Raw genomic sequence first — 24,635 nt, forward strand, 5'->3', positions numbered from 1 at the left:
GACCCAGGAGAACGCCATGCCCCAGCAGATCGCCGTCGTCACCGGAGCCGGGAGCGGAGTCGGCCGGGCCGTGGCGGCCGAACTGGCCGCGGCCGGCTGGCGGCTGGTGCTGGCCGGCCGGCGGGCCGAGCCGCTGCGGGAGACCGCCCGCCTGGGCGGCACCCCGACCGCGGTGGTGCCGACCGACGTCACCGACCCGGCGGCGGTGGACGCGCTGTTCGCCGGAGCCGTCGAGCGCTTCGGCCGGGTGGACCTGCTGTTCAACAACGCCGGCACCTTCGGCGCGGCCGTGCCGGTGGAGAACCTGGAGGTCGAGGCCTGGCGGGCGGTGGTCGACCTCAACCTGACCGGGGCGTTCCTCTGCGCCCGGGCCGCGTTCCGGCAGATGAAGGCGCAGGACCCGCAGGGCGGCCGGATCATCAACAACGGCTCGATCTCGGCGCACGTCCCGCGCCCGCACTCGATCGCCTACACCGCGACCAAGCACGCGGTCACGGGGCTGACCAAGTCGCTGTCGCTGGACGGCCGCCCGTACCGGATCGCCTGTGGGCAGATCGACATCGGCAACGCGGCGACCGACATGACCGCCGCGATGACCACCGGGGTGCGGCAGGCGGACGGGCAGATCGCGGTCGAGCCGACCATGGACGTGGCCGACGTGGCCCGCACCGTCCGACACATGGCCGAACTGCCGCTGGAGGCCAACGTGCAGTTCGCCACCGTGATGGCGACCGCCATGCCGTACGTCGGGCGGGGCTAGGGCTGCCTGCCGGAGGTCCGCCGTCGGGCTCCCGCCGTCAGTCCGCCACGGACTCGCGCAGTCGCTTCTTGTCCGGCTTGCCCACCGCCGTCAGCGGGATCGCGGCCACGACGTGCAGGGCCTCCGGCGCGTAGATCCGCCCCTTGTGGGCCGTGACGAACGCGCGGACCTCCTCCAGGTCCGGCCGCTGCCCCGACGCGGCGACGACGGCGACGTGGACGTGCTCCGCCTCCTGCGCGTCGCGCACCCCGAAGACCGCGCACTGCGCGATCGCCGGGTGGGTGAGCAGCAGGTCCTCGACCTCGGACGGGTAGACGTGCCCGCCGACCACGATGATCTTGTCCTTGAGCCGGTCGGCCAGGTAGAGGTAGCCGTCCGCGTCGAAGTAGCCGATGTCGCCGGTGTTCAGCCAGCCGTCGCGCAGCACCTCGGCGGTCAGGTCGGGCCGCTTCCAGTACCCGGCCATGACGGTGTCCGAGCGGACGTGGATCTCGCCCTGCTCCCCCGTCGGCAGCTCGGTGCCGTCGGCGGACCGGATCACCACCTCGACGCCCGGGAGGGGGCGGCCGACCGCGATCTGGCCGCCGTGCCCGACCCGGTCGTGCTCGTGCGGGGCGAGCATGCAGATGTTCTGCGCCTCCGACTGCCCGTAGCCGCTCCACAGGACCGGCCCGAACACCTTGAGCGCCTCGCGCACCCGGGTGGGCGAGGCCGCGCAGCCGCCGTACGAGACCCGGCGCAGGCTGGACAGGTCGGTGCGGCCGATCGCCGGGTGGTCGAGCAGCTGGTAGAGCAGCGGCGGCAGCACCCACAGGTCGGTGATGCGTTCGCGCTCGATCGCGGCCAGCACCGCGCCGGGGTCGAAGGAGCGCTGGAGGACGACCGCACCGCCGTGGTGGAGCGTCAGGTCGGAGAAGAGCCCGGCGAGGTGGGCGAGCGAGGTGGCGGCGAGGAAGCGGGGCGCGTCGCTCGCCATGCGGCCGGGGGTGTCGAAGACCTTCCGGTAGGCGCCGTGCAGGCTGCGGATGCCCTTCGGGATTCCGGTGGTCCCGCCGGTGTGCCGGATGCCCCAGTCGTCGTCCGGGCCGACCCGGACGGCCGGCGGCTCGGCGGGCCGGTGGGCGGCGGCGGCGATCACGTCCTCGCCGATCGCATCCGGTCCGGGGCCGAGACGCAGGACGGCCGGCACGTCGATCAGGGGCAGCAACTCGGCGGCCACCGGGTACCGTTCGGCGTCGACGAGCAGGACGGCGGTGTCGACGCTCGTCGCGATCTCGGCCAGGGTCGAGGCGCTCATGCCGTCGTAGAGGTTCACCACCCGCGCACCCGCGAGGCCTGCCGCGTAACGGGCGCTCAGTGCCTCGGCGGTGTTGCCGGCGAGCAGGGTCACGGTGTCGCCGCGCACCACGCCCCGGGCGACGAGCTCGTGGGCGAGGCGGTAGGTGGCGGCGGCGAAGTCGCCGGCGGTGAGTTCGACGCCGTCGGCGGTGGCGATGGCCCGTCGGTCGGGGTCGGCGGCGAGGGACTGAAGAATCAGGGCGGGAGCGCTGACGAACTCCGGTTCGTTCACGGCCACTTCTTCCTCGCGGTTCGCAACCATGTCCCCACCCTAACCCAACCCCATTTCCAGGGCCGGGAGTTATACCCGATGGCGATCACTCGTCGTGCGAGTGGCGGTAGCGGAGCGAGCCGGCGCGGTCGCCGTCCAGCCGGTAGACGCTGGTGGTCGGCCAGTACTCGCCGCTCTCCGCGGCGGGCAGGCGGGCCCGGAGCAGCATCCGCAGTGCGGGCGGCGGGGCGGCGGCGTTGACGCGCTTGCGGTGGCCGTCCCAGCGGCCGCCGCACAGTTCGAGGTCGAGGACGAGGGGGGTGGTTCTCATCCCGCGATCGTGTCAGCGCCGCTTCGCCAGCCGAGGTTTGAACCGGCACGGCCACCCGCACGAGGGACCCCCGTCAGGCCAGGCTGACGGGGGTCCAGGGGCGGCCCGAGGGCGGTCCGGAGGTGTCACGGGCGCGCCGCCCGGGGCCCTACGGCCGCCAGGTGTCGTTCAGGGCGACCAGGCCCGAGGCCGGCGCGGTCGCCGTCCGGTTGGCCCCGGACTCCCAGGTCACCGCGCCGCTCGCGTCCTTGCGGACGTACTTGTACTGGAAGGCCGTGCCGGCCGGCAGCGCGAGCGACAGCGACCAGACCGGGTAGCCGGCCGAGGAGAGCGGCAGCGCCTTGGCCGGGTCCCAGCCGCCGAGCGCGGCGACGTCGCCGACCACGTAGACGTTCTGGCCGTTGACGGTGGTCGCGTTGACGTTGAACGAGGCGCCGGAGCTGCTGGCCGCCCCGCCCGGGACGTACAGCGCGATCGCGTCGCCCGCGCCGACCGTCGCGGTGAACTGCCCGTTGGCGCCCACCTGGTAGGTCGGGCCGGTGCAGCCGCCGCCCGGCTGCGGGTCGCCGTGCTGGACATCGCAGTAGGTGCCGGCCGCGAGCCCGGTCTGGAAGGTCCGGGTGATCGGGCCGCTCTCGTGGTTGAGCGCGACGTAGCCCTTGTTGCCGCGGCCGAAGGCGATCGCGTTGTTGCCGTTGGACCACCAGTTGGTCACGCCGGTGCCCGCGACGGCGTTGCGGAAGCCGACCATGTTGGCGATCTGCCGCCAGGCGTGGGTGCAGTTCCAGCCGTCCTGGTAGCAGGCGTTGACGGTGCCGCCGTTGGGCGGGCCGTCGTCGTTGTTGGTGAAGGCGTAGCCGGAGTAGACGTTGGGCGCGCCGTACGGCGAGGCGAGCAGGAAGACGTTGGCCAGCGTGTAGGTGTTGCCGTAGGTGTAGTTGAGGGTGGAGCCGTTGCGCTCGGTGTCCCAGTTGTCGATGAAGGAGCGAGCCTGCCCGCTCGGCAGGTACCCCCAGGAGGCGCCCCAGCCGGACAGGTTGGCGAGCTTGTCGCTGGTGAACATCCGCTTGAGGTCGGTGCCGACGCGGAACTCGTCGACGTCGCCGGTGCCGGTGTACTCGGTGGGCTGGACCGGCTCGCCGGCGCCGTAGATGACCTCCTGCACCCAGTAGGCCTTGGGGTTGGCCGTCTTCGCCTTGATCGCGGCGAGGTCGCCGGCGGCGATGTGCTTGGCGGCGTCGATCCGGTAGCCGTCGACGCCGAGGGAGCCCAGGTCGTCCAGGTAGCGGGCGATGGTCTGCTGGACGTACGCGCTGCCGGTGTCGAGGTCCGCGAGGTTGACCAGCTCGCAGTTCTGCACGTTGGAGCGGTCCTGGTAGTTGGTGATCGGCTGGCGGCAGGAGTGGAAGTCCTGGTCCTGGTAGGTGCCGGGGTAGGTGTACTTGGTGTACGCGGTGCCGCCGGTGCCGGTGCCGGAGCCGGCCGTCATGTGGTTGACGACGGCGTCGGCGATGACCTTGACCCCGGCGGCGTGGCAGGTGTCGACCATGTTCTTGAAGGACGTCCGGTCGCCGAGCCGCCCGGCGATCCGGTAGCTGACGGGCTGGTAGGAGGTCCACCACTGCGGGCCCTGGATGTGCTCCTGGGGCGGCGAGACCTCGACGAAGCCGTAGCCCTTCGGGCCGAGCGTCGAGGTGCAGGCCTGGGCGACCGAGTCGAAGCGCCACTCGAAGAGGGTGGCGGTGACGTCCTTGCCGTTGTTGGCGGGTGGGGCGGCCTGGGCGGCGGGGGCGCCGAGGGAGGTGGCGAGCGAGAGCGCCAGGGCCGCCGAGGCGGCGAGGGCGCCGGCCGCGCGGGCGGTCCGGCGGGTGGGGGCGGTGGTGACCACGTCGTCTCCTGGGGGTGGCTGGGGTGGGGGCAGCCGGGGGTGAGCCGTGCGGGAAGAGCTATGCAGGAAGTTTCTGTAACTTGCCGGAAACTTGCAGCGCTGAACCTAGGGCCGCCGGGAGAGAGCGTCAAGGGCTCGGGAGGAACGTTTCTGCACCGCCTGGGCCCGGACGCACGACAAGGGCCCGGCAGCCGTAGCCGCCGGGCCCCTCACCTGTCCTGGTTCACCGGGCCCGCGGGGGCCCGGTCCGGACTCAGCCGGTCTGGATGGAGGTGTCGTCGATCACGAAGCTCGTCTGCAGCGAGGCGTCCTCGGTGCCGGTGAACTTCAGGGTGACCGTCTGGCCCGCGTAGGACGAGAGGTCGAAGGTCCGCTGCTGGTAGCCCGCCGCGGCGTCCGCGTTGGAGTACGTCTTCAGCGTGGTCCCGTTCACCGACACGGCCAGCTTGTCGTACGCGGTGCTGCCCGACTCAGCGGTGTCGATGTGCAGCCAGAAGCTCAGCGTCGCCTTGCAGCCCGTCGGGATCGTCACCGTCTGCGCCAGCGTGTCGGTGTGCGAGGAGCCGTAGCCGTTCAGCCACGACTTCCACGAACCACCGTGCGCCGCCTGCGAGGAGCTGTTGTCCACCACGCCGGAGCTGGTCGTCCACGGCGCCGCCGAGCCCGTCTCGAAGCCCGCGTTGCCCAGCAGCTGCGCCGGCGTGCAGGTGCCGCCACCGCCACCGGTCACCGTCCACGTGAAGCTCGCGGTACCCGACTTGCCCGCCGAGTCCTTCACCGTCACCGTCACGTTCGACGAGCCCGCCGTGGTGGCGGTACCGGTGATCGCACCGGTGGAGGCGTTGATCGCCAGCCCGGCCGGCAGACCCGTCGCGCTGTACGACAGCGGCGCGGTACCACCGGAGGCCTTGATCTGGAGGTTCACCGCACCGCCGACCGCCGTGGACTGGTTGCCCGGGCTGGTGACGGTGATGCCGCCGGGGTTGGGCAGCGAGCCGACGTTGACGGCGGCCCAGGCCGTGGCGACCGCGTTGTACTCGGCGCTGTTCGCGCCGTACAGGTCGGTGGCCGCGTTCAGGGTCGCGGTGCGGGCGGCGGCGTAGTTGGTGGTGGAGGTCATGTACGCGGTCAGCGCCTTGTACCAGACCTGCTGGGCCTTGTCCCGGCCGATGCCGCCGACGGTGATGTTGTTGACCGTCGGGCTGTTGTAGCTGACGCCGTTGATCACCTTGGCGCCGCTGCCCTCGGCCAGCAGGTAGAAGAAGTGGTTGGCGACACCGGACGAGTAGTGCACGTCCAGGTTGCCGACGCCCGAGTACCAGGAGTCGGCGGAGGTGCCGTCCTTGGAGGGCTTGTCCATGTAGCGCAGCGGCGTGCCGTTGCCGTTGATGTCGATCAGCTCGCCGATCAGGTAGTCCGGGTTGTCGGCGGGCAGGTTGGCGTAGAACTCGACCATCGAACCGAAGATGTCCGAGGTGGCCTCGTTGAGGCCGCCGGACTCGCCCGAGTAGTTCAGGTTGGCGGTGGCCGAGGTGACGCCGTGGCTCATCTCGTGGCCGGAGACGTCGAGTTCGGTCAGCGGGTGGGTGTCGCCCGAGCCGTCGCCGTAGGTCATGCAGAAGCAGCTGTCGTCCCAGAAGGCGTTGACGTAGCCGGTGTCGTAGTGGGCCCGGCTCATCGCGCCGACGCCGTCGTTGCGGATGCCGTTGCGGCCGAAGGTGTTCTTGTAGAAGTCCCAGGTGGCGGCCGCGCCGAACTGGGCGTCCACGGCGGCGGACTCGCGGTTGCTGGCCTGGCCGTTGCCCCAGGTGTCGCTCGACTTGCTGAACAGCGTGCCGTTGCCGGATGTGCCGTTCTTCATGTCGGTGGTGTACTGGCCGCCGCGGGTGGCGTCCTTCAGCGAGTACGTCGAGCCGCTCTGGGTGGTGGTCAGCGGCACGTTGCCGACGAACACGCCGTTGCCGGAGCCGCGCTTGATGCCGTCGGCCTTGCTGAGCACGTCGCCGGTCGCGGCGTCGGTGACCACGTGCAGCTTGCTCGGGGTGCCGTCGGACTCGCGGCCGGAGACGACGGTCTCCCAGGCGAGCTTCGGGGTGCCGTCGGCGGCCCAGACGACCAGGCGCGGCGCGGTGTCGACGGCGGCGCCCTGCTCGGCGGCGAGCGCGGCGGCCTGGGCCTTCGGCGCGGCCTGGGCCGGCGTGGTGCTGACACCGGCGAGGTTGGCCTCGCTGGCCTTGGTCACGCTCTTGGTGGCGCCCGCGGCGTCCTGGTGGACGATCAGGTCGCCGCCGAGCACCGGGAGTCCGGCGTAGGTGCGCTCGTAGCGCAGGTGGCGGCCGCCGTTGGTGTCCAGGACGACGTCCTTGGTGACCAGCTTCTCCTGGCTGCTCAGGCCCAGGGCCTGGGCGAAGGACGCGGACTGCTGGTTCGCGGAGGCGATCAGCGCGGCCCGGTCCGACTGCTGGGCGGCGACGGCGGACGGGGCGTCGGGCGTCGCGGCCTGCGCGATGACCGGTATGCCGGTCACCAGCAGCGCGGTGGTTGCGGCCATGACAACCGCGGCCTTCCGGGCGTGAGCGTAACGGGACATGCGGACTCCTTTTCCGACCGGCGCGGGTTCGCGCCGGTGGAGAGAAACCTGGGCCGCAGGGTTGCGGCGCAGTGGGGGCCCCCGCCCGGGGTGCGCGACGGGGGTGCGATTGCGGTGCTCACAAGTCGTGGCAGGTTTGGGACGCGCTGCACCTGAACTGGTCAGCCGCACCGGGGGGTGGGGCCCCCTCGTCTGCAGCCGCAGGAATCGTGGCAGCAAACGAGTCGTTAATGACAGATGCATGCCACGGAATGGCCGATTCATTACCGAAACCGTATGCATGACTGTTCATCAGTTGTGTTACCCCTTTGAGAACTCATGAACACGGTTTTCATGATCCGGGGAATGTTCGATCACTTCCGGAAGTCACTGACCAGCACTCAGGGCCCCCGCCCGCACCACCCGGTGGCCGACGGCGCCGGGCGGGCGCGGCACATCACGCTTCCGGCCGTGCCATCGGTGCTTTCCGGCCACCGGGCGGCCAAAACGAAACGGGTCCCGCACCGCCACAACGGCGGTGCGGGACCCGGGGGTTCCGGCGTTCGTCGATCAGCCCTGGACGAACACCGCCACGGTACGGCCCGGCACGGTGAAGGTGCCGGTCACGGCGTCGAAGCCGGACTGCTTCACCACCGCGTCCGCGCCGCCCGCCTGGACCGGGTGCAGGGCCTGGCCCGTCCCCTTCAGGGCCGCCACGGTCTGCGCCTGCGCGGTGGGCGTGGCGTTGAACACCACGGTGACGCCCTTCTCGGCGCCCTTCAGCCCGGTGCCGTCCAGGTGCAGGGTGATCACCCCGGGCGTCTCACCGGGCGTGCCGGAGAGCGGGTAGGACAGCCGCTGCTGGACGGCGGCCAGGGTGGGCAGCGAGAACAGCGGCGAGGACCGCTTGATCCGCAGGAACTCCTGGTACTGCGCGGAGGTCGCGCGGATCTCGGCCGCCCCCACGGTCAGCCGCGGGTTCGCCAGCAGGGACTGCGCGGTCGGCCACATCTCCTTGTTGTCGGCCGCCGGCGGCAGGCCGCGGCCCCAGCCGTTGCCCTGCGACGGGTCCCAGTGGATGGCGTTGAACCAGTCGCCCGAGTCGTAGGAGTTGGCGTCCAGCGACTTGGAGCGCAGCAGGTCGCTGCCGGCCTGGGCGAAGCCCGCGCCCTGGGTGAGCGCGGTGAGCGAGAGCCCGAGCGCCTGCATCCGGGCCCGGTCGGCGGGCGTGGTGCCGGTCGGCAGCTTGTACGCGAGCGCGTCGAACAGGTCGGTGTTGTCGTGGGCGTCCACGTACTCCACCGCCTCGCCCGGCTTGGCCGCGTACCCGGTCGGGGCTCCGTTGTAGTCGACCTGCGCGCCGGTGACGGCCCGGCCCGAGCTGTCGGTGAAGGAGTAGCCGGCCAGGTTGCCGGCCAGTCCGACCTTCAGCTGGTCCATCTGGTGCAGCAGCCGGTCCTTCTGCTCCTGCGGGGTGCCGTTGGCGGGCGAGCCGTTGGGGTCGGTGTACAGGCCCGAGGCGAAGCCCTGCTGCGGGGCGGAGTTCAGCATGAAGTTGCCGCCGCGGGCGGCGTCGCGGAGCCGGTCGTCGAAGGTGGCGATGCCGGTGCCGGCCAGGTTGAGCTGGGTGGCCTGCTCGAACCGGGCGTTGTTCGCGACGACGCCGAAGTTCCAGCCCTCGCCGTAGAGGAAGACGTTCTTCCCGTCGACGCCGTCCGAGGCGGGCGTCATCTTCCGCAGCGCGGCCTGCACGTCCAGCATGGTGGACTTCGGGTCCAGGCCCATCAGGTCGAAGCGGAAGCCGTCGACCTTGTACTCGCGGGCCCAGGTGGTCACCGAGTCGACCACGAGCCGGTTCATCATGGCGTGCTCGGGCGCGGTGTCGGCGCAGCAGCTGTCCGCGGTGACCTTGCCGTTGTCGTCCAGCCGCTGGTAGTAGCCGGGGACGACCTTGTCCAGTACCGAGTGCTCGGCCTGGCCGCTGGCGGCGGTGTGGTTGTAGACCACGTCCAGCACCACCCGCAGCCCGGCCTCGTGCATCGCCTGCACCATCCGCCGGAATTCGACGGTGCGCGCCACCCCGGTCGGCTCAGTGGCGTACGACCCCTCCGGCACGGTGTAGTGCAACGGGTCGTAGCCCCAGTTGTACGCGTCGTCGGCGGCGACGGCCGCCACGCATTCCTGCTGCTTCGGGCCGTCCGGGGGCAGGGACTTGAGGTCGCAGGCCGGCAGCTTCTGGTCGGCCCGGTTCTCCCGGATGGTGGCGATGTCGAAGGTCGGCAGCAGGTGGACGGTGGTCACCCCGGCCTGGGCGAGCTCCCGCAGGTGCCGCATGCCGGCCGACTGCGACTCGGTGAACGCCAGGTAGGTGCCGCGCTCGGCGGCCGGGACGGTGGTGTCCTCCACCGAGAAGTCCCGGACGTGCAGTTCCTGGATCTGCTGCCGCGCCGGCGGGACGGCCTCGGGGACGTTCTGCTCCTCCCAGCCCGCGGGCTTGAGCTCCTTGGCGGCGAGGTCGGCGACCAGGCTGCGCCTGGAGTCGGTGGACAGCGCGACCGAGTACGGGTCGGTGACGGTGTTGACCACCACCTGCTGGACGGAGGGCGCCCAGACCTTCACCTGGTACAGGTAGTACTTGCCGTCCAACTCGCCCTTGTCGCGGACGACTTCCCAGACGCCGGTCTCGTCGTCCAGCTTCAGCGGCAGCGTCTTCGGGGTGCCGCCGGTCGCGCCGTCGAAGACCTGGACGGACACCTCCTGCGCGGTCGGCGCCCACACCGACAGCGCCACCTTGCCGTTGTAGTAGGCCGGGCCGAAGTCCACCCGGCCGGTGCGGCGCGCGTAGAGGTCGTCCAGCACGCCGGGGGTCTGCACGCCGGTGGCGGCCAGCACGGCGCCGCTGGGCAGGTGTTCGGTGAACAGCAGCTGGCTGCGCAGCGCGGCCGGGACGCGCGCGGTGTCCCGGGCGTCCACGGTGAAGGCCCGGTAGCCCGCCAGGTGCGGGAACGCGGCCTTCTGCGCGGCGGTCAGGCCGCCCTGGGCGGCGTTGAGCCGGATCCAACGGCCGGGCTTGGTCAGCACGCCCTTGTCGGCGCGGATGCCGCCCTCCGTGTCGTACACCAGCTGGGCGCTGGTGCCGCCGGCCAGGGCCGCGTCGCCCGCGCCGTAGGCCGCCGGGACGACGACGGTCCTGGCGTCGATCCACTGGGCCTTGGCGGTGCCGAGGTCCACCTGCGCGGAGGCGGCGGCGTTCTGCGGCAGCAGGTGGCCCTCGCGGCCACCGAGCAGCCACACCTCGCGGCCGTCGACGGCGAGGTCCAGGGACTGGTCGGTGGGCAGGTCCTTGTCGTTGCCCTTGTGCAGGATGTAGCTGAGGCTGGTCGCGCCGGGGGCCAGCGGCACCTCGAAGACGGCGCCGAAGGCGTCGCGGCGCACCGGCATCAGCGGCTTGCCCCAGTCGGTGGGGGTGGCGGCGCCGGTCCAGTCGTGCAGGCCCCAGCCGTCGTAGTCGCCGTCGGCCCGGTTGTAGTGGAGGACGGCGGTGTTGGCGGGCGGAGTGTTCACCGGGCCCGGGTCGGCGGTGCGCACGGCCGGGTCGCCCTGCCGGAGCCAGACCTCGCCGGTGGCGCCGACGTCGACGTGGCGGTCGGCGTCGACGTCCTTGACGCCGTTCTTCTCGACGACGAACCCGACGTCCGAGGCGCCGGGCTTGAGCTTCACGTAGGCGAAGGCGCCGTACGCGTCCCGGCCGGTGAAGGCGTGCCCGGCGGGCCACGGGGTGGCCTCGCCGTCGGCGAGGTCGCCCCAGGCGTAGAGGTTCCAGCCGTCGTAGTCGCCGTCCGGACGGTTGTAGTGCACGACGGCGTACGGGCGGGCGCCGGCGGTGGGCACCGGCTTGGGCGCGGGGGCGCCGGTGGTGAAGCTCGCGGTGGCGGAGCGCAGCCGGCCGTTGGAGTCCTGGACGACGGCCTTGTAGCGGACGACCGTGCCGGGGGCGGTGGCACTCAGGTCCTGGGTGACCAGGTTCCGCCCGGTGTCGGCGGTGCCCAGGGTCTGCCAGGGCCCGGTGCCGATCTGGGCGGCGAAGGTGACGCGGTTGAAGCCGCCGCCGGTCGTGGCGCCGACGGTGACGGTGCCGCTCGAACCGTCGGCCGGGGGCTGCACGGAGAGCTGCGGCGCCGCCGCGGTGGGTGCGAGCCCGGCGCCCGCCTTGAACACCACCGAGGAGAGCGCCGGCACCGTCACGGTGACCTTGCGGTCGGCGCCGGAGGTCGCTTTCCCGCCCGGTGCCGGGTAGATCCGGTCGAAGCCCATCCCGGCGGAGAAGGTGTCGAGGGTGACGGTCTTCGCCTCGGCGGCGTTGTTGACCGCCACCAGGTACTCGGTCCGCTGCCCGGCGTCGATCCGGGAGAAGGCGTACACGCCCGCGCCGTCGGCGGCGTAGCGCTCGATCTGGGCGCCGTCGGCGAGCGCCGGGTTGTCGCGGCGCAGCTTGGCCAGCGCGGCGACGTCCTGGTAGAGCGCGCCGCCCTGCCCGTACCGGTCGGCCGGGCCGGAGGGGCCGCCGAGCACCCGGTCGCCGTTGTAGGAGGGCGTCTTCGAGGCGAACATGTCCTGCCGGGCGTCCTGGTCGCCGCCCGCACCGGTGAAGCCCTGCTCGTCGCCGTAGTAGACGACGGGCTGGCCGCGGGTGAGGAACTGGAGCTCGTTGCCGAGCCGGTCCTTCTTCAGCAGGGTGGCCTCGTCGGCGCCCGGGTTGTCGGCGAGCAGGAAGGAGCCGAACCGGCCCATGTCGTGGTTGCCGAGGAAGGTCGGCAGCTCGTACGCGTCGGTGTCGGCGGTGGTGTAGCGGTAGTCCTGGCCGTAGACGTCGGCGAGGTTCTTCGCCGAGCCGCCCTGGGAGACGTAGCTGCGGGCGGCGCCCTGGAACGGGAAGTCCAGGGTGGCCTGGAGCTTGCCCTTGGTGACGTACGGCGAGGTGATCGCCGGGTCGCCGGAGTAGACCTCGCCGAACATGAAGAACTTCTTGTTGCCCTGCTTGGCGGCGAAGTCCTTGAGCGCGGGCGCCCACTGCTGCCAGAACGCCATGTTGACGTGCTTGACGGTGTCGATCCGGAAGCCGTCCACGCCGGCGTCCTTGACCCACTGCTGGTAGACCTTCTCGAAGCCCTTCACCACCCGGGGGTTCTGGGTGTCGAGGTCGTCCAGGCCACTGAAGTCGCCCTCGGTGGCGGACTCGCCGACGAAGGTCGAGTCACCGCGGTTGTGGTAGAGCGCGGGGTCGTTGAGCCAGGACGGGGTCTTGGCCGTGGCGTCGGCGGGCTTGCGGAAGACCGGGGTGTAGGGGAAGGAGTCCTTGGTGAGCCGCGGCCAGGACGCGCCCGCGCCCGCGTCGGCGATCGCGGTCTCGTCGACGGGGTTGCCGTCGGCGTCGAGGGTCGGGTAGGCGCCGACGGAGCGGTAGCCGTGCTGCTGTTCGGCGGCGTCGATGACGTCGGCGGTGTGGTTGGTGATGACGTCGAAGAAGACCTTGATGCCGCGGGCGTGGGCCTTGGCTATCAGGTCCTTGAGCTGGTCGTTGGTGCCGAAGTGCGGGTCGACCTGGGTGAAGTCGGTGATCCAGTAGCCGTGGTAGCCGGCCGAGGCCTGGTCGCCGCTGCCCTGGACCGGCTTGTTCCTGAAGATCGGGGCCATCCAGATCGCGGTGGTGCCGAGGTTCTGGATGTAGTCGAGCCGCTGGATCAGGCCGGCCAGGTCGCCGCCGTGGTAGAAGCCCTTGTCGGCCGGGTCGAAGCCGTGGTCCAGCCGGCCTCCGGTGATGCCCCCCGTGTCGTTGGCGGGGTCGCCGTCGGCGAAGCGGTCGGGCAGGACGAAGTAGAACTGCTCGCGGGTGAGGTCGTGCCGCCCTGCGGTGGCCGCCAGGGTGGCGTCCGAGGGCGGGGCCGGCGGGGCGGCGGCGAGGGCCGCGGGCGCGCTGCCGAGGGTGGCGGCGGTCAGTGCGGCGGCCAGCAGGACGGCCGTGCGGCCGGGTCTGCGTCGGGGGGTGCTCCGCCGGGGGCGGAGCCGGACATCGGCCACTGAGGGTCTCCCTTAGGGGAAGGGGTGAGCGAGTTCCCTGGAAGCTAGCGGCCTGCAATATGTTTCAGCAAGATGCAGAAACCGTTTCGTTCCGGGAAACTCCAGGCCAGGACCGTTGCCGCCACCCCGATTACGCCCTTCGAGCGGTCGGCGTAACAATGGGACGTATGCCTGTCCCGCCGGTAAGCACCAGACCCGACCGCACCCCCTACCCCGGTGGGAGCCGCCCCCTAGCCCTCAAGGGGGACAGCCGGTGAAGAATCCACTGCCAGGGGATGACTGGACGGCGACGGGACGTCTGGCAGACTTCTCGTCCATGGGGGAACCGACCAAGATCCAGCACGGCCGCGAACAGCGCGCCGAAGCGGCGCGTGGTGACGGTTCCGGAGCACGGCCGGCCTCCTCGGGACGCCTGCCCGACGGAGCCGCCCGCGCCACTCAGTCCCGTATCGCCGCACTGCGCGGCCGCATCCGCGACCAGCGGCGCTCACCGGCCCGGCCGAAGATCTGGTTCGAACTGGCCCTGATCGGGATCAGCTACTGGATCTACTCGATCATCCGCAACGCCGTCCCGGAACAGGCCTCGATAGCCCAGAAGCACGCGCGCTGGATCTGGGACCTGGAGCAGTCGCTGGGCATCGCCGTCGAGCGTTCGATCAACCACGCCGCGAACAGCGTCGGGTGGCTCATCACCGGGATGAACTACTACTACGCGACCCTGCACTTCGTCGTGACGATCGGCGTGCTGGTCTGGCTCTACCGCCGCCACCCCGGCCGCTACGTCGCCGCCCGCACCGTGCTGTTCGCCACCACCGCGATCGCCCTGATCGGCTTCTTCTTCTTCCCGCTCGCACCGCCCCGGCTGATGACCGACGGCGGCTTCATCGACACCGTGAAGGTGCACGGCACCTGGGGCTCGATGGCCTCCGGGCCCGCCGCGCACGTGTCCAACCAGTACGCGGCGATGCCCTCGATGCACATCGGCTGGTCGATGTGGTGCGGGCTGGCCATCTTCTACCTGGCCCGCCGGACGTGGGTCCGGGTGCTCGGCCTGCTCTACCCGCTGGCCACCCTGGCGGTGATCGTCTCGACCGCCAACCACTTCTGGATGGACGCCGTCGGCGGCGAGCTCTGCCTGGTCGTGGGCTTCCTCACCGCCCGCTGGCTGTACCACTCCTGGGTCTACAAACTGCCCCAGGTGCCCGCCCGGGAGGCGGCGGAGGAGCCGATCACCGTCCCCGAGCAGTGGAGCGAACCCGCGGCGACCGGCGCCCGCCGGTAGAGCTGCCGGACCCGGACGAACCGAAGGGGCCCCACCCGGGGCCCCTTTCGCGTGCCCGAGCCTCGGCCGCCGGCCTCAGCCCCCGTAGAACAGCCGCTCCACCACCGCCCGGGCCCGCCGGGTGGTCCGCCGGTAGTCGTCCACCAGCTCGCCGCTGTGCCCGGCGCCGTACCCGAGGTAGCGGGCCACCCCGGCCAGCTCCCGGGCCTCCCCGGGGAAGCTGTCGCCGGGCCGGCCGCGCACCAGCATCACCGCCGAGCGCACCCGGGAGGCCAGTACCCAGGCCGCGTCCAGCACCTGCGCGTCCGAGCGCCCGACCAGCCCGGCTTCGGCGGCGGCCGCCAGCGCGGCCCTGGTCCGGGTGGTGCGCAGGGCCGGCAGCTCGTGCCCGTGCTGGAGCTGGAGCAGTTGCACCGTCCACTCCACGTCGGCCAGCCCGCCGCGGCCGATCTTGGTGTGCGTGGTCGGGTCGGCGCCGCGCGGCAGCCGCTCGGCCTCGATCCGCGCCTTGATCCGGCGGATCTCCACCAGGTCCCGCTCCGGCACCCCGACGCCGGGGTAGCGCAGCGGGTCGATCAGCTGCCGGAACCGCGCGCCCAGCTCCTCGTCCCCGGCCACCGGCTCGGCGCGCAGCAGCGCCTGGCTCTCCCAGGCGTGCGACCAGCGCCGGTAGTACGCCGCGTACGAGGCGAGGGTGCGCACCAGCGGGCCGCTGCGCCCCTCCGGCCGCAGGTCGGCGTCGACCAGCAGCGGCGGCTCGGTGGACGGCGCGCCGAGCAGGGTCCGCAGCTCGTTGCAGACCGCCTGGGCGGCCCGGGCGGCGTCCTGCTCCAGCGAGCCGAGCAGCGGCTCGTGGACGAAGAGCACGTCGGCGTCCGAGCCGTAGCCCAGCTCGTGGCCGCCGAACCGGCCCATCGCGATCACCGCGATCCGGGTCGGCAGGTCGCCGTGCTCGGCCTCCCAGCCGGCCGTGCAGGCGCGCAGCGCGCCCTGGAGGGTGGCGGCGTTGAGCGCGGTCAGCGCCTCCCCCGCGGTGTCCAGCGCCTCGGCCGGGTCCTCGCCGAGGCGGCCGAGGACGTCCGCGGCGGCGGTCCGGAACAGCTCCCGGCGGCGCACCGAGCGGGCGGCGGCGACGGCCGCGGCGGTGGATCCGGCCCGGCCGACGGCGGCCAGTATCTCCTGCTCCAGGGCGGCCCGGCCGCGCGGCGCCAGGCCCTGCGGGTCGCCCAGCATGGCGACCGCCTCGGGGGCGCGCAGCAGCAGGTCGGGGGCGAGCCGGCCGGCCGACAGCACCCGGGCCAACTGCTCGGCGGCGGCGCTCTCGTCGCGCAGCAGCCGCAGGTACCAGGGGGTGCGGCCGAGCGCGTCGGAGACCTGGCGGAAGTTGAGCAGCCCGGCGTCCGGATCGGCCGAGTCGGCGAACCAGCCGAGCAGCACCGGCAGCAGGGTGCGCTGGATCGCGGCCTTGCGGCTCACCCCGGAGGCGAGCGCGCTGAGGTGGCGCAGCGCGGCGGCCGGGTCCGCGTAGCCCAGCGCCTCCAGCCGGGCCCGGGCCGCGTCCGGGGTCAACCCGGCCGCGCCCGGCGGCAGTTCGGCGACGGCGTCGAGCAGCGGCCGGTAGAACAGCTTCTCGTGCAGCCGCCGGACCTCGACCGCGTGCCGCTTCCACTCGCGCTGCAGCGCGGCCACCGGGTCGGAGCGGGTGTCGTCGTTGATCAGCGCGGCCAGCGAGCGGGCCAGCCGGCGCAGGTCCTCCGCGCCGGTGGGCATCAGGTGGGTGCGGCGCAGCCGGTAGAGCTGGATCCGGTGCTCCAGGGAGCGCAGGAAGCGGTAGGCGGTGTCCAGCGAGACGGCGTCCGCCCGGCCGACGTACCCGCCGCGGGAGAGCGCGGCCAGCGCCTCCAGGGTGTTGCCGCTGCGCAGCGCCGGGTCGGTGCGGCCGTGCACCAGCTGGAGCAGCTGGACGGAGAACTCGACGTCGCGCAGCCCGCCGGGGCCGAGCTTGAGCTGGCGGTCCAGTTCGGTGGCGGGGATCGAGTCGATCACCCGGCGGCGCATCTGCTGCACGTCGGTGACGAAGTTGTCCCGGGCGGCGGCCTGCCAGACCATCGGGGCCAGCGCCTCCAGGTAGGCGGCGCCGAGTTCGGCGTCCCCGGCGACCGGGCGGGCCTTGAGCAGCGCCTGGAACTCCCAGGTCTTGGCCCAGCGCTGGTAGTAGGCGAGGTGGCTGGCCAGGGTGCGCACCAGCGGGCCGTTGCGGCCCTCGGGGCGCAGGTTGGCGTCCACCGGCCAGATGGTGCCCTCGCCGGTGGTGTCCGCGCAGAGCCGGGTGAGGGCGGCGGCGAGCCGGGTGGCGGCCTTGACGGCCTCGTGCTCGTCCACGCCCTCGCGCGGCTCGGCGACGAAGATGACGTCCACGTCGGAGACGTAGTTGAGTTCGCGGCCGCCGCACTTGCCCATGCCGATCACGGCGAGCCGGCAGGCCCGGGCGGCGTCCTGGTCCTGCTCGGCGGTGAGGTCCAGGGCGGTCTGCAGGGTGGCGCCGGCCAGGTCGGCGAGTTCGGCGGCGGTCTGCGCGAGGTCGGTGGTGCCGGTGAGGTCGCGGGCGGCGATGGCGAGCAGGCAGCGGCGGTAGGCGACGCGCAGCGCGTCCGCCGGGCTGCGGCCGCCCTCCCGGCCGCGCCGGACGCCCTCGGCGAGCGCGCGGCGGAAGTCCTCCGGGCCGGGGTGCATGTCGCGCAGCTCGAAGGTGACCAGCATGTGCCAGTCGTGCGGGTGCCGGGCCAGGTGGTCGGCGAGCGCGGTGGAGACGCCGAGCACGCCGAGCAGCCGGTCGCGCAGCGGCTTGGAGGTGGTGAGGGTGTCGCGCAGGGTGCGCCGTTCGGCCTCGTCGGCGGCCTCCAGCAGCCGGGCCAGGCCGAGCAGGGCGAGGTCGGGGTCGGCGGTGGCGCCGAGCGCGTCCAGCAGCACGGGGTCGTCGGCCAGGCCTTCCAGGCCGGGGCCCGCCAGCAGCCGCACCGCCTGCGCCGGGTCGGTGAACCCGCGCCTGACCAGCCTGATCTCCGGCCGGCTGACCCGGCTCCCGGCCCGCTGCTCGTCCACCGCCATGGCCCCTCCATCCGTCCGCCCCAGCAGGTTACGCGCCCTGACGGCCCGGCGCCGGACACGACCGCCGGACACGACCGCCGGGCGGCCCGGCGCCGCGCGCCGCGCCGCCCGTCCGTGACCTCGGGCCCGCCGCGCTCGTTCTCCCGGCGCCGACCGTCCCACCCCGTTCCGGAGCGCCGATGCCCAGCCGCCTGCCCTCGCTCACCGGGCTGCGCTTCTGGGCGGCCCTGCTGGTGGTGCTCTACCACTTGTCCCGCAAGGTCGGCGGGCTGCCGGTGCTCGATCCGCTCGCCTGGTACGGGCGCTCGGGGGTGACGTTCTTCTTCGTCCTGTCCGGTTTCGTCCTGGCCTGGACGTACGGCGGCTCGCCCGTCCCCACCGGGGCGTTCGCCCGCCGCCGGTTCGCCCGGATCTGGCCGTTGCACGTGCTGAGCACCGTGCTGTCGCTGGGCGCGGACGCCGCGATCGGCACGGCGCTGCCGGTGGCGGCCGCGCTCTGGTCGCTGCTGCTGGTGCACCCGTGGGCGCAGGCGACGGTGTACGGCGGCAATCCGGCGTCCTGGTCGCTGGGCGCCGAGGCCTGGTTCTACCTGCTGTTCCCGCTGCTGCTGCGGTTGCTGGCGCCGCGCCGCCGCGCCTGGCTGCCGGTGGCGGCGGTGTGCGCGGTGCTCGGCCCGGCGCTGTGGGCGGCGGGCCCGCTGCTGCCGGCCGATCCGACGGTGCGCGGCTGGCTGCTGGACTACCTGCCGCTGGCCCGTACCCCGCAGTTCGTGCTCGGGGTGGCGGTCGGGCTGGCGGTGCGGCACGGGCTGCTCCCCCGGGTGCGGCTCGGCGTGGCGGCCGCGGCGGTGGCGGGCTGGCACCTGCTGCTGGCGCCCTGGCACGCGGCCGTCCCGGACGCGCTGTGGTGGGGCCCGTACAGCGCCTCCCAGCTGGTGCCGGCGGCCCTGTTCGCGGCGCTGCTGGTGGCGGCGGCCCAGCGGGACGCGGCCGGTGCGGCCCCCCGGCCGCCGGACGAACGGGGACCGGCCGGACGAGGTCTGGCCGGGCGGGCAGCGGTGCGGCTCGGCGAGTGGTCCTACGCCTGGTACCTGGTGCACGAGATCGGCATCCGCTGCTGGCTCGCCGAGTTGGGCCGCCCGGCGCCCGGGGCGGCGGCGCTCGGGGTCTGGCTGCTGCTGGCCGGGGGGTCGCTGGCGGTGGCGGCGGGCCTGTACCGCTGGGTGGAGCGGCCGTGCGAGCGGCTGCTGCGCGGCTCGCCACGCCGGCCCGGCGGGAACGCGGCGGCGCCGCTGCCGGCCCGCGCGGTGCGGGTGGGTCGGCAGCGGCGCCGGGCGGCGGCCGGTCAGGCGTCGGTGGAGCCGTCCAGGTTGACGTAGGCGTAGAAGACGCCGATGTCGTAGCCGTCCTTCTGGGTGTTGAAGGTGGTGGTGAGGTCGGTGTCCCCGTTGCGCAGGTACGGCGAGATGTCCCAGCGGTTGGAGTCGTAGCCGAAGTTGTTGCGGTTGTACGGGTTGCGGGCGAACTGGTCCTCCGGGGTCAGCTCCTCGATGGTGGAGTTGAAGGCGTCGTCCGGCGCGTGGTTGATGTCGGAGAACAGCGCCTCGGGCCCGTTGGTGGACTTGACCGACAGGGTGTCACCGGTCCACTTGAGGTCGCCGTCGTAGACCACCCAGCCGAGCTTGCCGTGGAGCTGACCGCTCTGCGGCGTCTGCAGCCCCGTGAGCTTGATCTGCCGCGTCGGGCTGTCCGGCAGCTCGACCTGGAAGCCGTCCCACAGGTGGATGTGCCGCATCGGCTTGCAGTCGTTCTCGTACGCGACGACGATCGTCCAGCCGCCCCAGCTGTGCGGCTTCACCACCGAGTCCATGTCGGCGACGGTGTAGGTGCCGTTGCCGGCGTTCCTGACCAGGTCGGTGATGTCGGCGGAGGCCTGGTAGCTGCTCTCCACGTCGGTGGTGATGTAGCCGATGGACGGCTGGTCGTTGGCGATGTCCCGGTACTGCTTCTCGCCCGGGACCTTGAGGTACACCTCGTCGATCTGGTTCTCCGGCAGCACGGTGCCGCCGATGCCGCGGGTGCCGCCCCAGTACAGCCGGGCGTACTTGACCTTGGAACCGTCGATCAGGCCGAGGTCGGCGGAGCTGGCGGAGTAGATCGGGTCACCGAGCGGGCCGATGGAGCCCGGGTCGATGTTGATGTACTTCATCTCGTACTTGTTGTTGATCGGCATGCTGCCGAGGCCCTTGCGGGCGTCCTCGCAGGGCGGCTGCGCCGGGTCGACCGGCGGCTTGGTCTCGTCACAGGTCATCAGCGAGTTGCTGATCCTGGTGACGGAGCCGTGGAAGTCGCCCTGGAAGCGGGTGGTGAACGGCAACGGGTTCTCGGAGATGGTCTCGGCGCGCGGGCGCGGGTTCGACGAACCGGAGCCGGAGCCACGGGCGTCGGCGACCGGGGTGGCCAGCAGCTGGCTCGCGACGGCGGCGAGGGCGGCGCCCGCGACGACGGCCCGGCGGGCGAGCAGGCGGGCCGCGGCGGCGCGGCTGACAGCGGAGGAGGGCATGGGATCCTCTCGGGACGGAACGGACGAGCACGCCCATCGGATCACAACCGTCCGTCACAGGATCTTCACATACCGCCATTGGGGAAGCGATCCCACCCCAGCGGACGGCCCGCTGTCATCCGATCGAACGACAGCGGGCCCGGAGGTGTTTGGGAGCCTCAGGCGCTCAGAGCACCTGGAGGTTCTTGCGCAGCTCGAACGGGGTGACCTCGGAGCGGTACTCCTCCCACTCCTGGCGCTTGTTGCGCAGGAAGAAGTCGAAGACGTGCTCGCCGAGGGTCTCGGCGACGAGCTCGCTGCGCTGCATCAGGTCGATCGCCTCGCCGAGGTTCTGCGGCATCGGCTGGATGCCGAGGGCGCGGCGCTCGGAGTCGGACAGCGCCCAGACGTCGTCGTCGGCGCCCGGCGGGAGCTCGTAGCCCTCCTCGATGCCCTTGAGGCCGGCCGCGAGGGTGACGGCGTAGGCGAGGTACGGGTTGCAGCCGGTGTCCAGGGAGCGGACCTCGATCCGGGTGGAGCCCTGCTTGCCGGGCTTGTACATCGGCACCCGGATCAGCGCCGAGCGGTTGTTGTGGCCCCAGCAGATGTAGGACGGGGCCTCGCCGCCGGCGCCGGCGGTGCGCTGGGAGCCGCCCCAGATCCGCTTGTAGGAGTTCACCCACTGGTTGGTGACGGCGGCGGTCTCGGCGGCGTGCTTGAGCAGGCCGGCGATGAAGGAGCGCCCGACCTTGGAGAGCTGGTACTCGGCGCCGGTCTCGTGGAAGGCGTTGCGGTCGCCCTCGAACAGCGACAGGTGGGTGTGCATGCCCGAGCCGGGGTGGTCGGAGAACGGCTTGGGCATGAAGCTGGCGTGCACGCCCTGCTCCAGCGCGACCTCCTTCATGACCAGACGGAAGGTCATGATGTTGTCGGCGGTGGACAGCGCGTCGGCGTAGCGCAGGTCGATCTCCTGCTGGCCGGGGGCGCCCTCGTGGTGGGAGAACTCCACCGAGATGCCCATCGACTCCAGCATGGTGATGGCCTGTCGGCGGAAGTCGTGGCCGACCCCGCGCGGGGTGTGGTCGAAGTAGCCGGACTGGTCGGCGGGGATCGGCGGGGTGCCGTCGCCGGGCAGGTTCTTCAGCAGGAAGAACTCGATCTCGGGGTGGGTGTAGAAGGTGAAGCCCTGGGCGGAGGCCTTCTCCAGGGTGCGCTTGAGCACGAACCGGGGGTCGGCGTAGGACGGCGAGCCGTCGGGCATCAGGATGTCGCAGAACATCCGGGCGGTACCGGGGGTCTCCGAGCGCCACGGCAGGATCTGGAAGGTGGTCGGGTCCGGCTTGGCGATCATGTCGGACTCGTAGACCCGGGCGAAGCCCTCGATCGCCGAGCCGTCGAAGCCGATGCCCTCCTCGAAGGCCTGCTCCAGTTCGGCCGGAGCCACCGCGACCGACTTCAGGAACCCGAGCACGTCGGTGAACCACAGCCGGACGAACCGGATGTCACGCTCCTCAAGCGTCCGAAGCACGAACTGCTGCTGCTTGCCCATGGGGACAGTCTCACCTCTGCTCTTTACGCTCGTGTTACGCCCGGAAGACCCCCGGACGCGACTGCCCCCATCATGGCCGATCACCGCGCGGGACGGCAGTCCGGACCCCGGTCCGACCCCCCGGGCAGCACATTGCGTCAGATCGACGATTACACTCGGAGGCATGCCCAATCTCCGTCTCGCCCTGAGCCAGATCGACCCCTGGGTCGGTGACATCGCCCGCAACAGCGATGAGGTGGTGCGCTGGACCAGGCAGGCCGTGGAGGCCGGCGCCCAGTTGGTCGCCTTCCCCGAGATGGCCCTGACCGGCTACCCCGTCGAGGACCTCGCCCTGCGCAGCTCCTTCGTCGAGGCGTCCCGGGGCGCGCTGGTCGAGCTGGCCGGGCGGCTGGCCGCCGACGGGCTGGGCGAGGTGCCGGTGGTGGTCGGCTACCTCGGGCGCTCCGAGCACGCCTCGCCGAGGTTCGGCCGCCCGGCCGGCTCCCCGCAGAACTGCGCCGCCGTGCTGCACCGGGGCGAGGTGGTGACCCGCTTCGCCAAGCACCACCTGCCCAACTACGGCGTGTTCGACGAGTACCGCTGGTTCGTCCCGGGCGAGCAACTGCCGGTGCTGCGGCTGCACGGAGTGGACGTCGCGCTGGCCATCTGCGAGGACATCTGGCAGGACGGCGGCCGGGTCACCGCGGCCCGCGAGGCCGGGGCCGGGCTGCTGCTGGTGGTCAACGGCTCGCCGTACGAGCGGAACAAGGACGACCAGCGGCTGGAGCTGGTCCGGCGCCGGGCCGCCGAGGCGGGCTGCCCGCTGGCCTACGTCAACATGGTCGGCGGCCAGGACGAGCTGGTCTTCGACGGCGACTCGATCGTGGTCGGCGCGGACGGCGAGGTGCTGGCCCGCTCCCCGCAGTTCGAGGAGCACCTGCTGGTGCTGGACCTCGACCTGCCGGCCGCCGGCGGCGACCACACCGACGGCCTGCTGCTGAGCGACGGCCTGCACCTCGTCCGCACCGAGCTGGGCGGCGAGCCGCAGGCCGCGCCCGCGGACACCCCGACCCCCGAGGTGGCGCCGCGACTGTCCGACGAGGCGGAGATCTGGGCCGCGCTGGTCTCCGGCACCCGGGCGTACGTCACCAAGAACGGCTTCCGTTCGGTGCTGATCGGCCTCTCCGGCGGCATCGACTCGGCACTGGTGGCCGCCATCGCGGTGGACGCGATCGGCGCCGAGAACGTGTACTGCGTCTCGATGCCCAGCCGCTACTCCTCGCAGCACTCCCGGGACGACGCGGCCGAGCTGGCCCGCCGGACCGGGCTGCACTACCGCACCGTCTCCATCGCCCCGATGTTCGACGCCTACCTGGGCGCGACCGAGCTGACCGGCCTGGCCGAGGAGAACCTGCAGTCCCGGCTGCGCGGCACCCTGCTGATGGCGATCTCCAACCAGGAGGGGCACATCGTGCTCGCGCCCGGCAACAAGAGCGAGCTGGCCGTCGGCTACTCGACCCTGTACGGCGACTCGGTGGGCGCGTTCGGGCCGATCAAGGACGTCTACAAGTCGCTGGTCTTCCGGCTGGCCCACTGGCGCAACGAGGAGGCCGAGCGGCGCGGCGAGGTGCCGCCGATCCCGGAGAACACCATCTCCAAGCCGCCGTCCGCCGAGCTGCGGCCGGACCAGAAGGACAGCGACTCGCTGCCCGACTACGACCTGCTGGACAGCGTGCTGGCCCGCTACATCGAGGGCGACGAGGGGCGGGACGCGATCGTCGCGGCCGGCTTCGACCCGGCCGTGGTGGACCGGGTGGTCCGGCTGGTCGACACCGCCGAGTACAAGCGGCGGCAGTACCCGCCGGGCCCCAAGGTCTCGGTCAAGAACTTCGGCCGGGACCGCCGCCTGCCGATCACCAACCGCTGGCGGCGGGGCTGACCTAGCTAGTTGAACCGGTAGGTGGCGGCCACCGCGAGGTGGTCGCTGCCGTCCCGGGGCAGGGTGCGGGAGTCGACCGGCGCGAGGCCACCCTTGCTCATGATCTGGTCGATCCGGGCCATCGGGAAGGACGCCGGCCAGCTGAAGCCGAAGCCGTCCCCGGCGGCGCCCTGGGCCGAGCGCATCTGCGAGGTGACCGGCGCCAGGCTGCGGTCGTTCATGGTGCCGTTGAGGTCGCCGAGCAGCAGCACCTTCTTCACCGGCTCGGCCTGGATCGCGTCGCCGAGCGCCTGCGCGCTGACGTCCCGCTGGTCGACGGTGAAGCCGCCCTCGGCCTTCAGCCGCACCGACGGCAGGTGCGCGACGTACACCGCGACCGGGCCCTGCGGGGTGGCGACCTGGGCCCGGAACGCCCTGGTCCAGCCCATCTTGAGGTCCACCGGCGAGACTCCGCTGATCGGGTACTTCGACCAGAGGCCGACCGTCCCCTCCACCTCGTGGTACGGGTACGCCTCGGCGAGCCCGCTCTCGTAGTCGCGCAGCGGCTTGCCGGCCAGTTCCTGGAGGGCGACGATCTGGGCGCCGGAGGCCACCAGGCCGCGGACGGTGCCCGGCACGTCGGGGTTGGCGGCGGCGACGTTGTGGCTGACCACCGTCCAGTCGCCGGTGCCGCCGCTCTTGTCGCTGAGCAGGCCGCCGAACAGGTTGAGCCAGATCGCGACGGGCAGCAGCAGCGCGATCAGCGCGGTGGCGGAGCGGCGCAGCAGCGCGGGGACCAGCAGCACCGGGACGGCCAGGCCGATCCAGGGCAGGAAGGTCTCCAGCAGGCTGCCGAGGTTGCCGGCGCTGTTGGGGACGTCGGCGTGGAGGGCCATCAGCAGGGCGGTGAGCACGGCCAGCACCGCGACCGCCAGGCCGCGCCGCCAGGTGGTGGCGCCGCGGCCGTCCCGGCCCCAGTGCCGCAGGCCCAGGAACCCTCCGGGACGGCCCGCGGGGGCCGGGGCGCCCGCCTCGCCCCAGGGCCCGGCCGTGCTCCGGTCGGTCCTGTCCGCCTGCGTCAT

The 24,635-nt window shown here is 72.5% G+C and carries 13 protein-coding genes; 4 read left to right on the plus strand and 9 right to left on the minus strand.

The window, feature by feature from the left end; all coding sequences use genetic code 11:
* The first annotated feature begins 16 nt into the window (after window positions 1-16).
* Window positions 17-760 (plus strand): SDR family oxidoreductase, encoded by a 744-nt coding sequence (locus tag AB0P03_RS10865; protein WP_363628529.1) that lies wholly within the window; start codon window positions 17-19, stop codon window positions 758-760.
* Between the two features lie 37 nt (window positions 761-797).
* On the opposite strand, the gene AB0P03_RS10870 is transcribed toward AB0P03_RS10865, so the two are convergent.
* From AB0P03_RS10870 to pulA, 5 genes are all read right to left on the minus strand, one after another.
* Window positions 798-2,360, minus strand: a complete 1,563-nt coding sequence (locus tag AB0P03_RS10870) for an AMP-binding protein (protein WP_363628531.1) — start codon at window positions 2,358-2,360, stop codon at window positions 798-800.
* 55 nt (window positions 2,361-2,415) lie between these two features.
* Window positions 2,416-2,640, minus strand: coding sequence for a hypothetical protein (locus AB0P03_RS10875; RefSeq protein WP_363580892.1), 225 nt, complete (start codon window positions 2,638-2,640; stop codon window positions 2,416-2,418).
* 148 nt (window positions 2,641-2,788) lie between these two features.
* Window positions 2,789-4,528 carry a carbohydrate-binding module family 20 domain-containing protein gene (locus AB0P03_RS10880; RefSeq protein WP_363628533.1) on the minus strand — a complete coding sequence of 580 codons (1,740 nt, stop codon included), beginning with the start codon at window positions 4,526-4,528 and terminating at the stop codon, window positions 2,789-2,791.
* 253 nt (window positions 4,529-4,781) lie between these two features.
* A complete protein-coding gene (locus AB0P03_RS10885; RefSeq protein WP_363580888.1) occupies window positions 4,782-7,118 on the minus strand; it encodes a M4 family metallopeptidase in 2,337 nt (778 codons plus the stop codon).
* 549 nt (window positions 7,119-7,667) lie between these two features.
* The gene (pulA, locus tag AB0P03_RS10890) at window positions 7,668-13,175 is read right to left on the minus strand and encodes a pullulanase-type alpha-1,6-glucosidase (RefSeq protein WP_363628535.1); all 5,508 of its coding nucleotides are present in this window, start codon (window positions 13,173-13,175) and stop codon (window positions 7,668-7,670) included.
* A 316-nt stretch (window positions 13,176-13,491) separates the two neighbouring features.
* Here pulA and AB0P03_RS10895 point away from each other — a divergent pair, with 316 nt between their 5' ends.
* A complete protein-coding gene (locus AB0P03_RS10895; protein ID WP_363628537.1) occupies window positions 13,492-14,457 on the plus strand; it encodes a phosphatase PAP2 family protein in 966 nt (321 codons plus the stop codon).
* Window positions 14,458-14,532: 75 nt separating this feature from the next.
* Here AB0P03_RS10895 and AB0P03_RS10900 read toward each other — a convergent pair whose 3' ends face one another.
* Window positions 14,533-17,565, minus strand: coding sequence for a bifunctional [glutamine synthetase] adenylyltransferase/[glutamine synthetase]-adenylyl-L-tyrosine phosphorylase (locus AB0P03_RS10900; protein ID WP_363628539.1), 3,033 nt, complete (start codon window positions 17,563-17,565; stop codon window positions 14,533-14,535).
* A 179-nt stretch (window positions 17,566-17,744) separates the two neighbouring features.
* Between AB0P03_RS10900 and AB0P03_RS10905 the strand changes: the two genes are divergently transcribed.
* Window positions 17,745-18,944, plus strand: coding sequence for an acyltransferase (locus AB0P03_RS10905; RefSeq protein WP_363628541.1), 1,200 nt, complete (start codon window positions 17,745-17,747; stop codon window positions 18,942-18,944).
* Here AB0P03_RS10905 and AB0P03_RS10910 read toward each other — a convergent pair.
* A complete protein-coding gene (locus AB0P03_RS10910) occupies window positions 18,911-20,128 on the minus strand; it encodes a hypothetical protein (protein ID WP_363628543.1) in 1,218 nt (405 codons plus the stop codon). The two genes, AB0P03_RS10905 and AB0P03_RS10910, sit on opposite strands and share 34 nt — an antisense overlap.
* Window positions 20,129-20,294: 166 nt before the next feature.
* Entirely contained in the window at window positions 20,295-21,656 is a 1,362-nt protein-coding gene (gene glnA, locus AB0P03_RS10915) for a type I glutamate--ammonia ligase (RefSeq protein ID WP_363580876.1), read from the minus strand.
* 163 nt (window positions 21,657-21,819) lie between these two features.
* Here glnA and AB0P03_RS10920 point away from each other — a divergent pair, with 163 nt between their 5' ends.
* The gene (locus AB0P03_RS10920; RefSeq protein ID WP_363628544.1) at window positions 21,820-23,574 is read left to right on the plus strand and encodes an NAD+ synthase; all 1,755 of its coding nucleotides are present in this window, start codon (window positions 21,820-21,822) and stop codon (window positions 23,572-23,574) included.
* 5 nt (window positions 23,575-23,579) lie between these two features.
* On the opposite strand, the gene AB0P03_RS10925 is transcribed toward AB0P03_RS10920, so the two are convergent.
* Window positions 23,580-24,449, minus strand: coding sequence for an endonuclease/exonuclease/phosphatase family protein (locus tag AB0P03_RS10925; RefSeq protein WP_363580978.1), 870 nt, complete (start codon window positions 24,447-24,449; stop codon window positions 23,580-23,582).
* Window positions 24,450-24,635 lie beyond the last annotated feature (186 nt).

The sequence above is a fragment of the Kitasatospora sp. NPDC088779 genome (assembly GCF_040685395.1).
In the GTDB taxonomy this organism is placed as follows: Bacteria; Actinomycetota; Actinomycetes; order Streptomycetales; family Streptomycetaceae; genus Kitasatospora.

What these genes read in the sequence shown, in the direction of transcription:
- AB0P03_RS10900 (WP_363628539.1), bottom strand. Translation starts at nt 17,565, where the DNA reads ATGGCGGTGGACGAGCAGCGGGCCGGGAGCCGGGTCAGCCGGCCGGAG.
- glnA (WP_363580876.1), bottom strand. Translation starts at nt 21,656, where the DNA reads ATGGGCAAGCAGCAGCAGTTCGTGCTTCGGACGCTTGAGGAGCGTGAC.
- AB0P03_RS10895 (WP_363628537.1), top strand. Translation starts at nt 13,492, where the DNA reads ATGGGGGAACCGACCAAGATCCAGCACGGCCGCGAACAGCGCGCCGAA.
- AB0P03_RS10910 (WP_363628543.1), bottom strand. Translation starts at nt 20,128, where the DNA reads ATGCCCTCCTCCGCTGTCAGCCGCGCCGCCGCGGCCCGCCTGCTCGCC.
- AB0P03_RS10920 (WP_363628544.1), top strand. Translation starts at nt 21,820, where the DNA reads ATGCCCAATCTCCGTCTCGCCCTGAGCCAGATCGACCCCTGGGTCGGT.
- AB0P03_RS10905 (WP_363628541.1), top strand. Translation starts at nt 17,745, where the DNA reads ATGCCCAGCCGCCTGCCCTCGCTCACCGGGCTGCGCTTCTGGGCGGCC.
- AB0P03_RS10870 (WP_363628531.1), bottom strand. Translation starts at nt 2,360, where the DNA reads ATGGTTGCGAACCGCGAGGAAGAAGTGGCCGTGAACGAACCGGAGTTC.
- AB0P03_RS10875 (WP_363580892.1), bottom strand. Translation starts at nt 2,640, where the DNA reads ATGAGAACCACCCCCCTCGTCCTCGACCTCGAACTGTGCGGCGGCCGC.
- AB0P03_RS10925 (WP_363580978.1), bottom strand. Translation starts at nt 24,449, where the DNA reads ATGGCCCTCCACGCCGACGTCCCCAACAGCGCCGGCAACCTCGGCAGC.
- AB0P03_RS10865 (WP_363628529.1), top strand. Translation starts at nt 17, where the DNA reads ATGCCCCAGCAGATCGCCGTCGTCACCGGAGCCGGGAGCGGAGTCGGC.
- AB0P03_RS10885 (WP_363580888.1), bottom strand. Translation starts at nt 7,118, where the DNA reads ATGTCCCGTTACGCTCACGCCCGGAAGGCCGCGGTTGTCATGGCCGCA.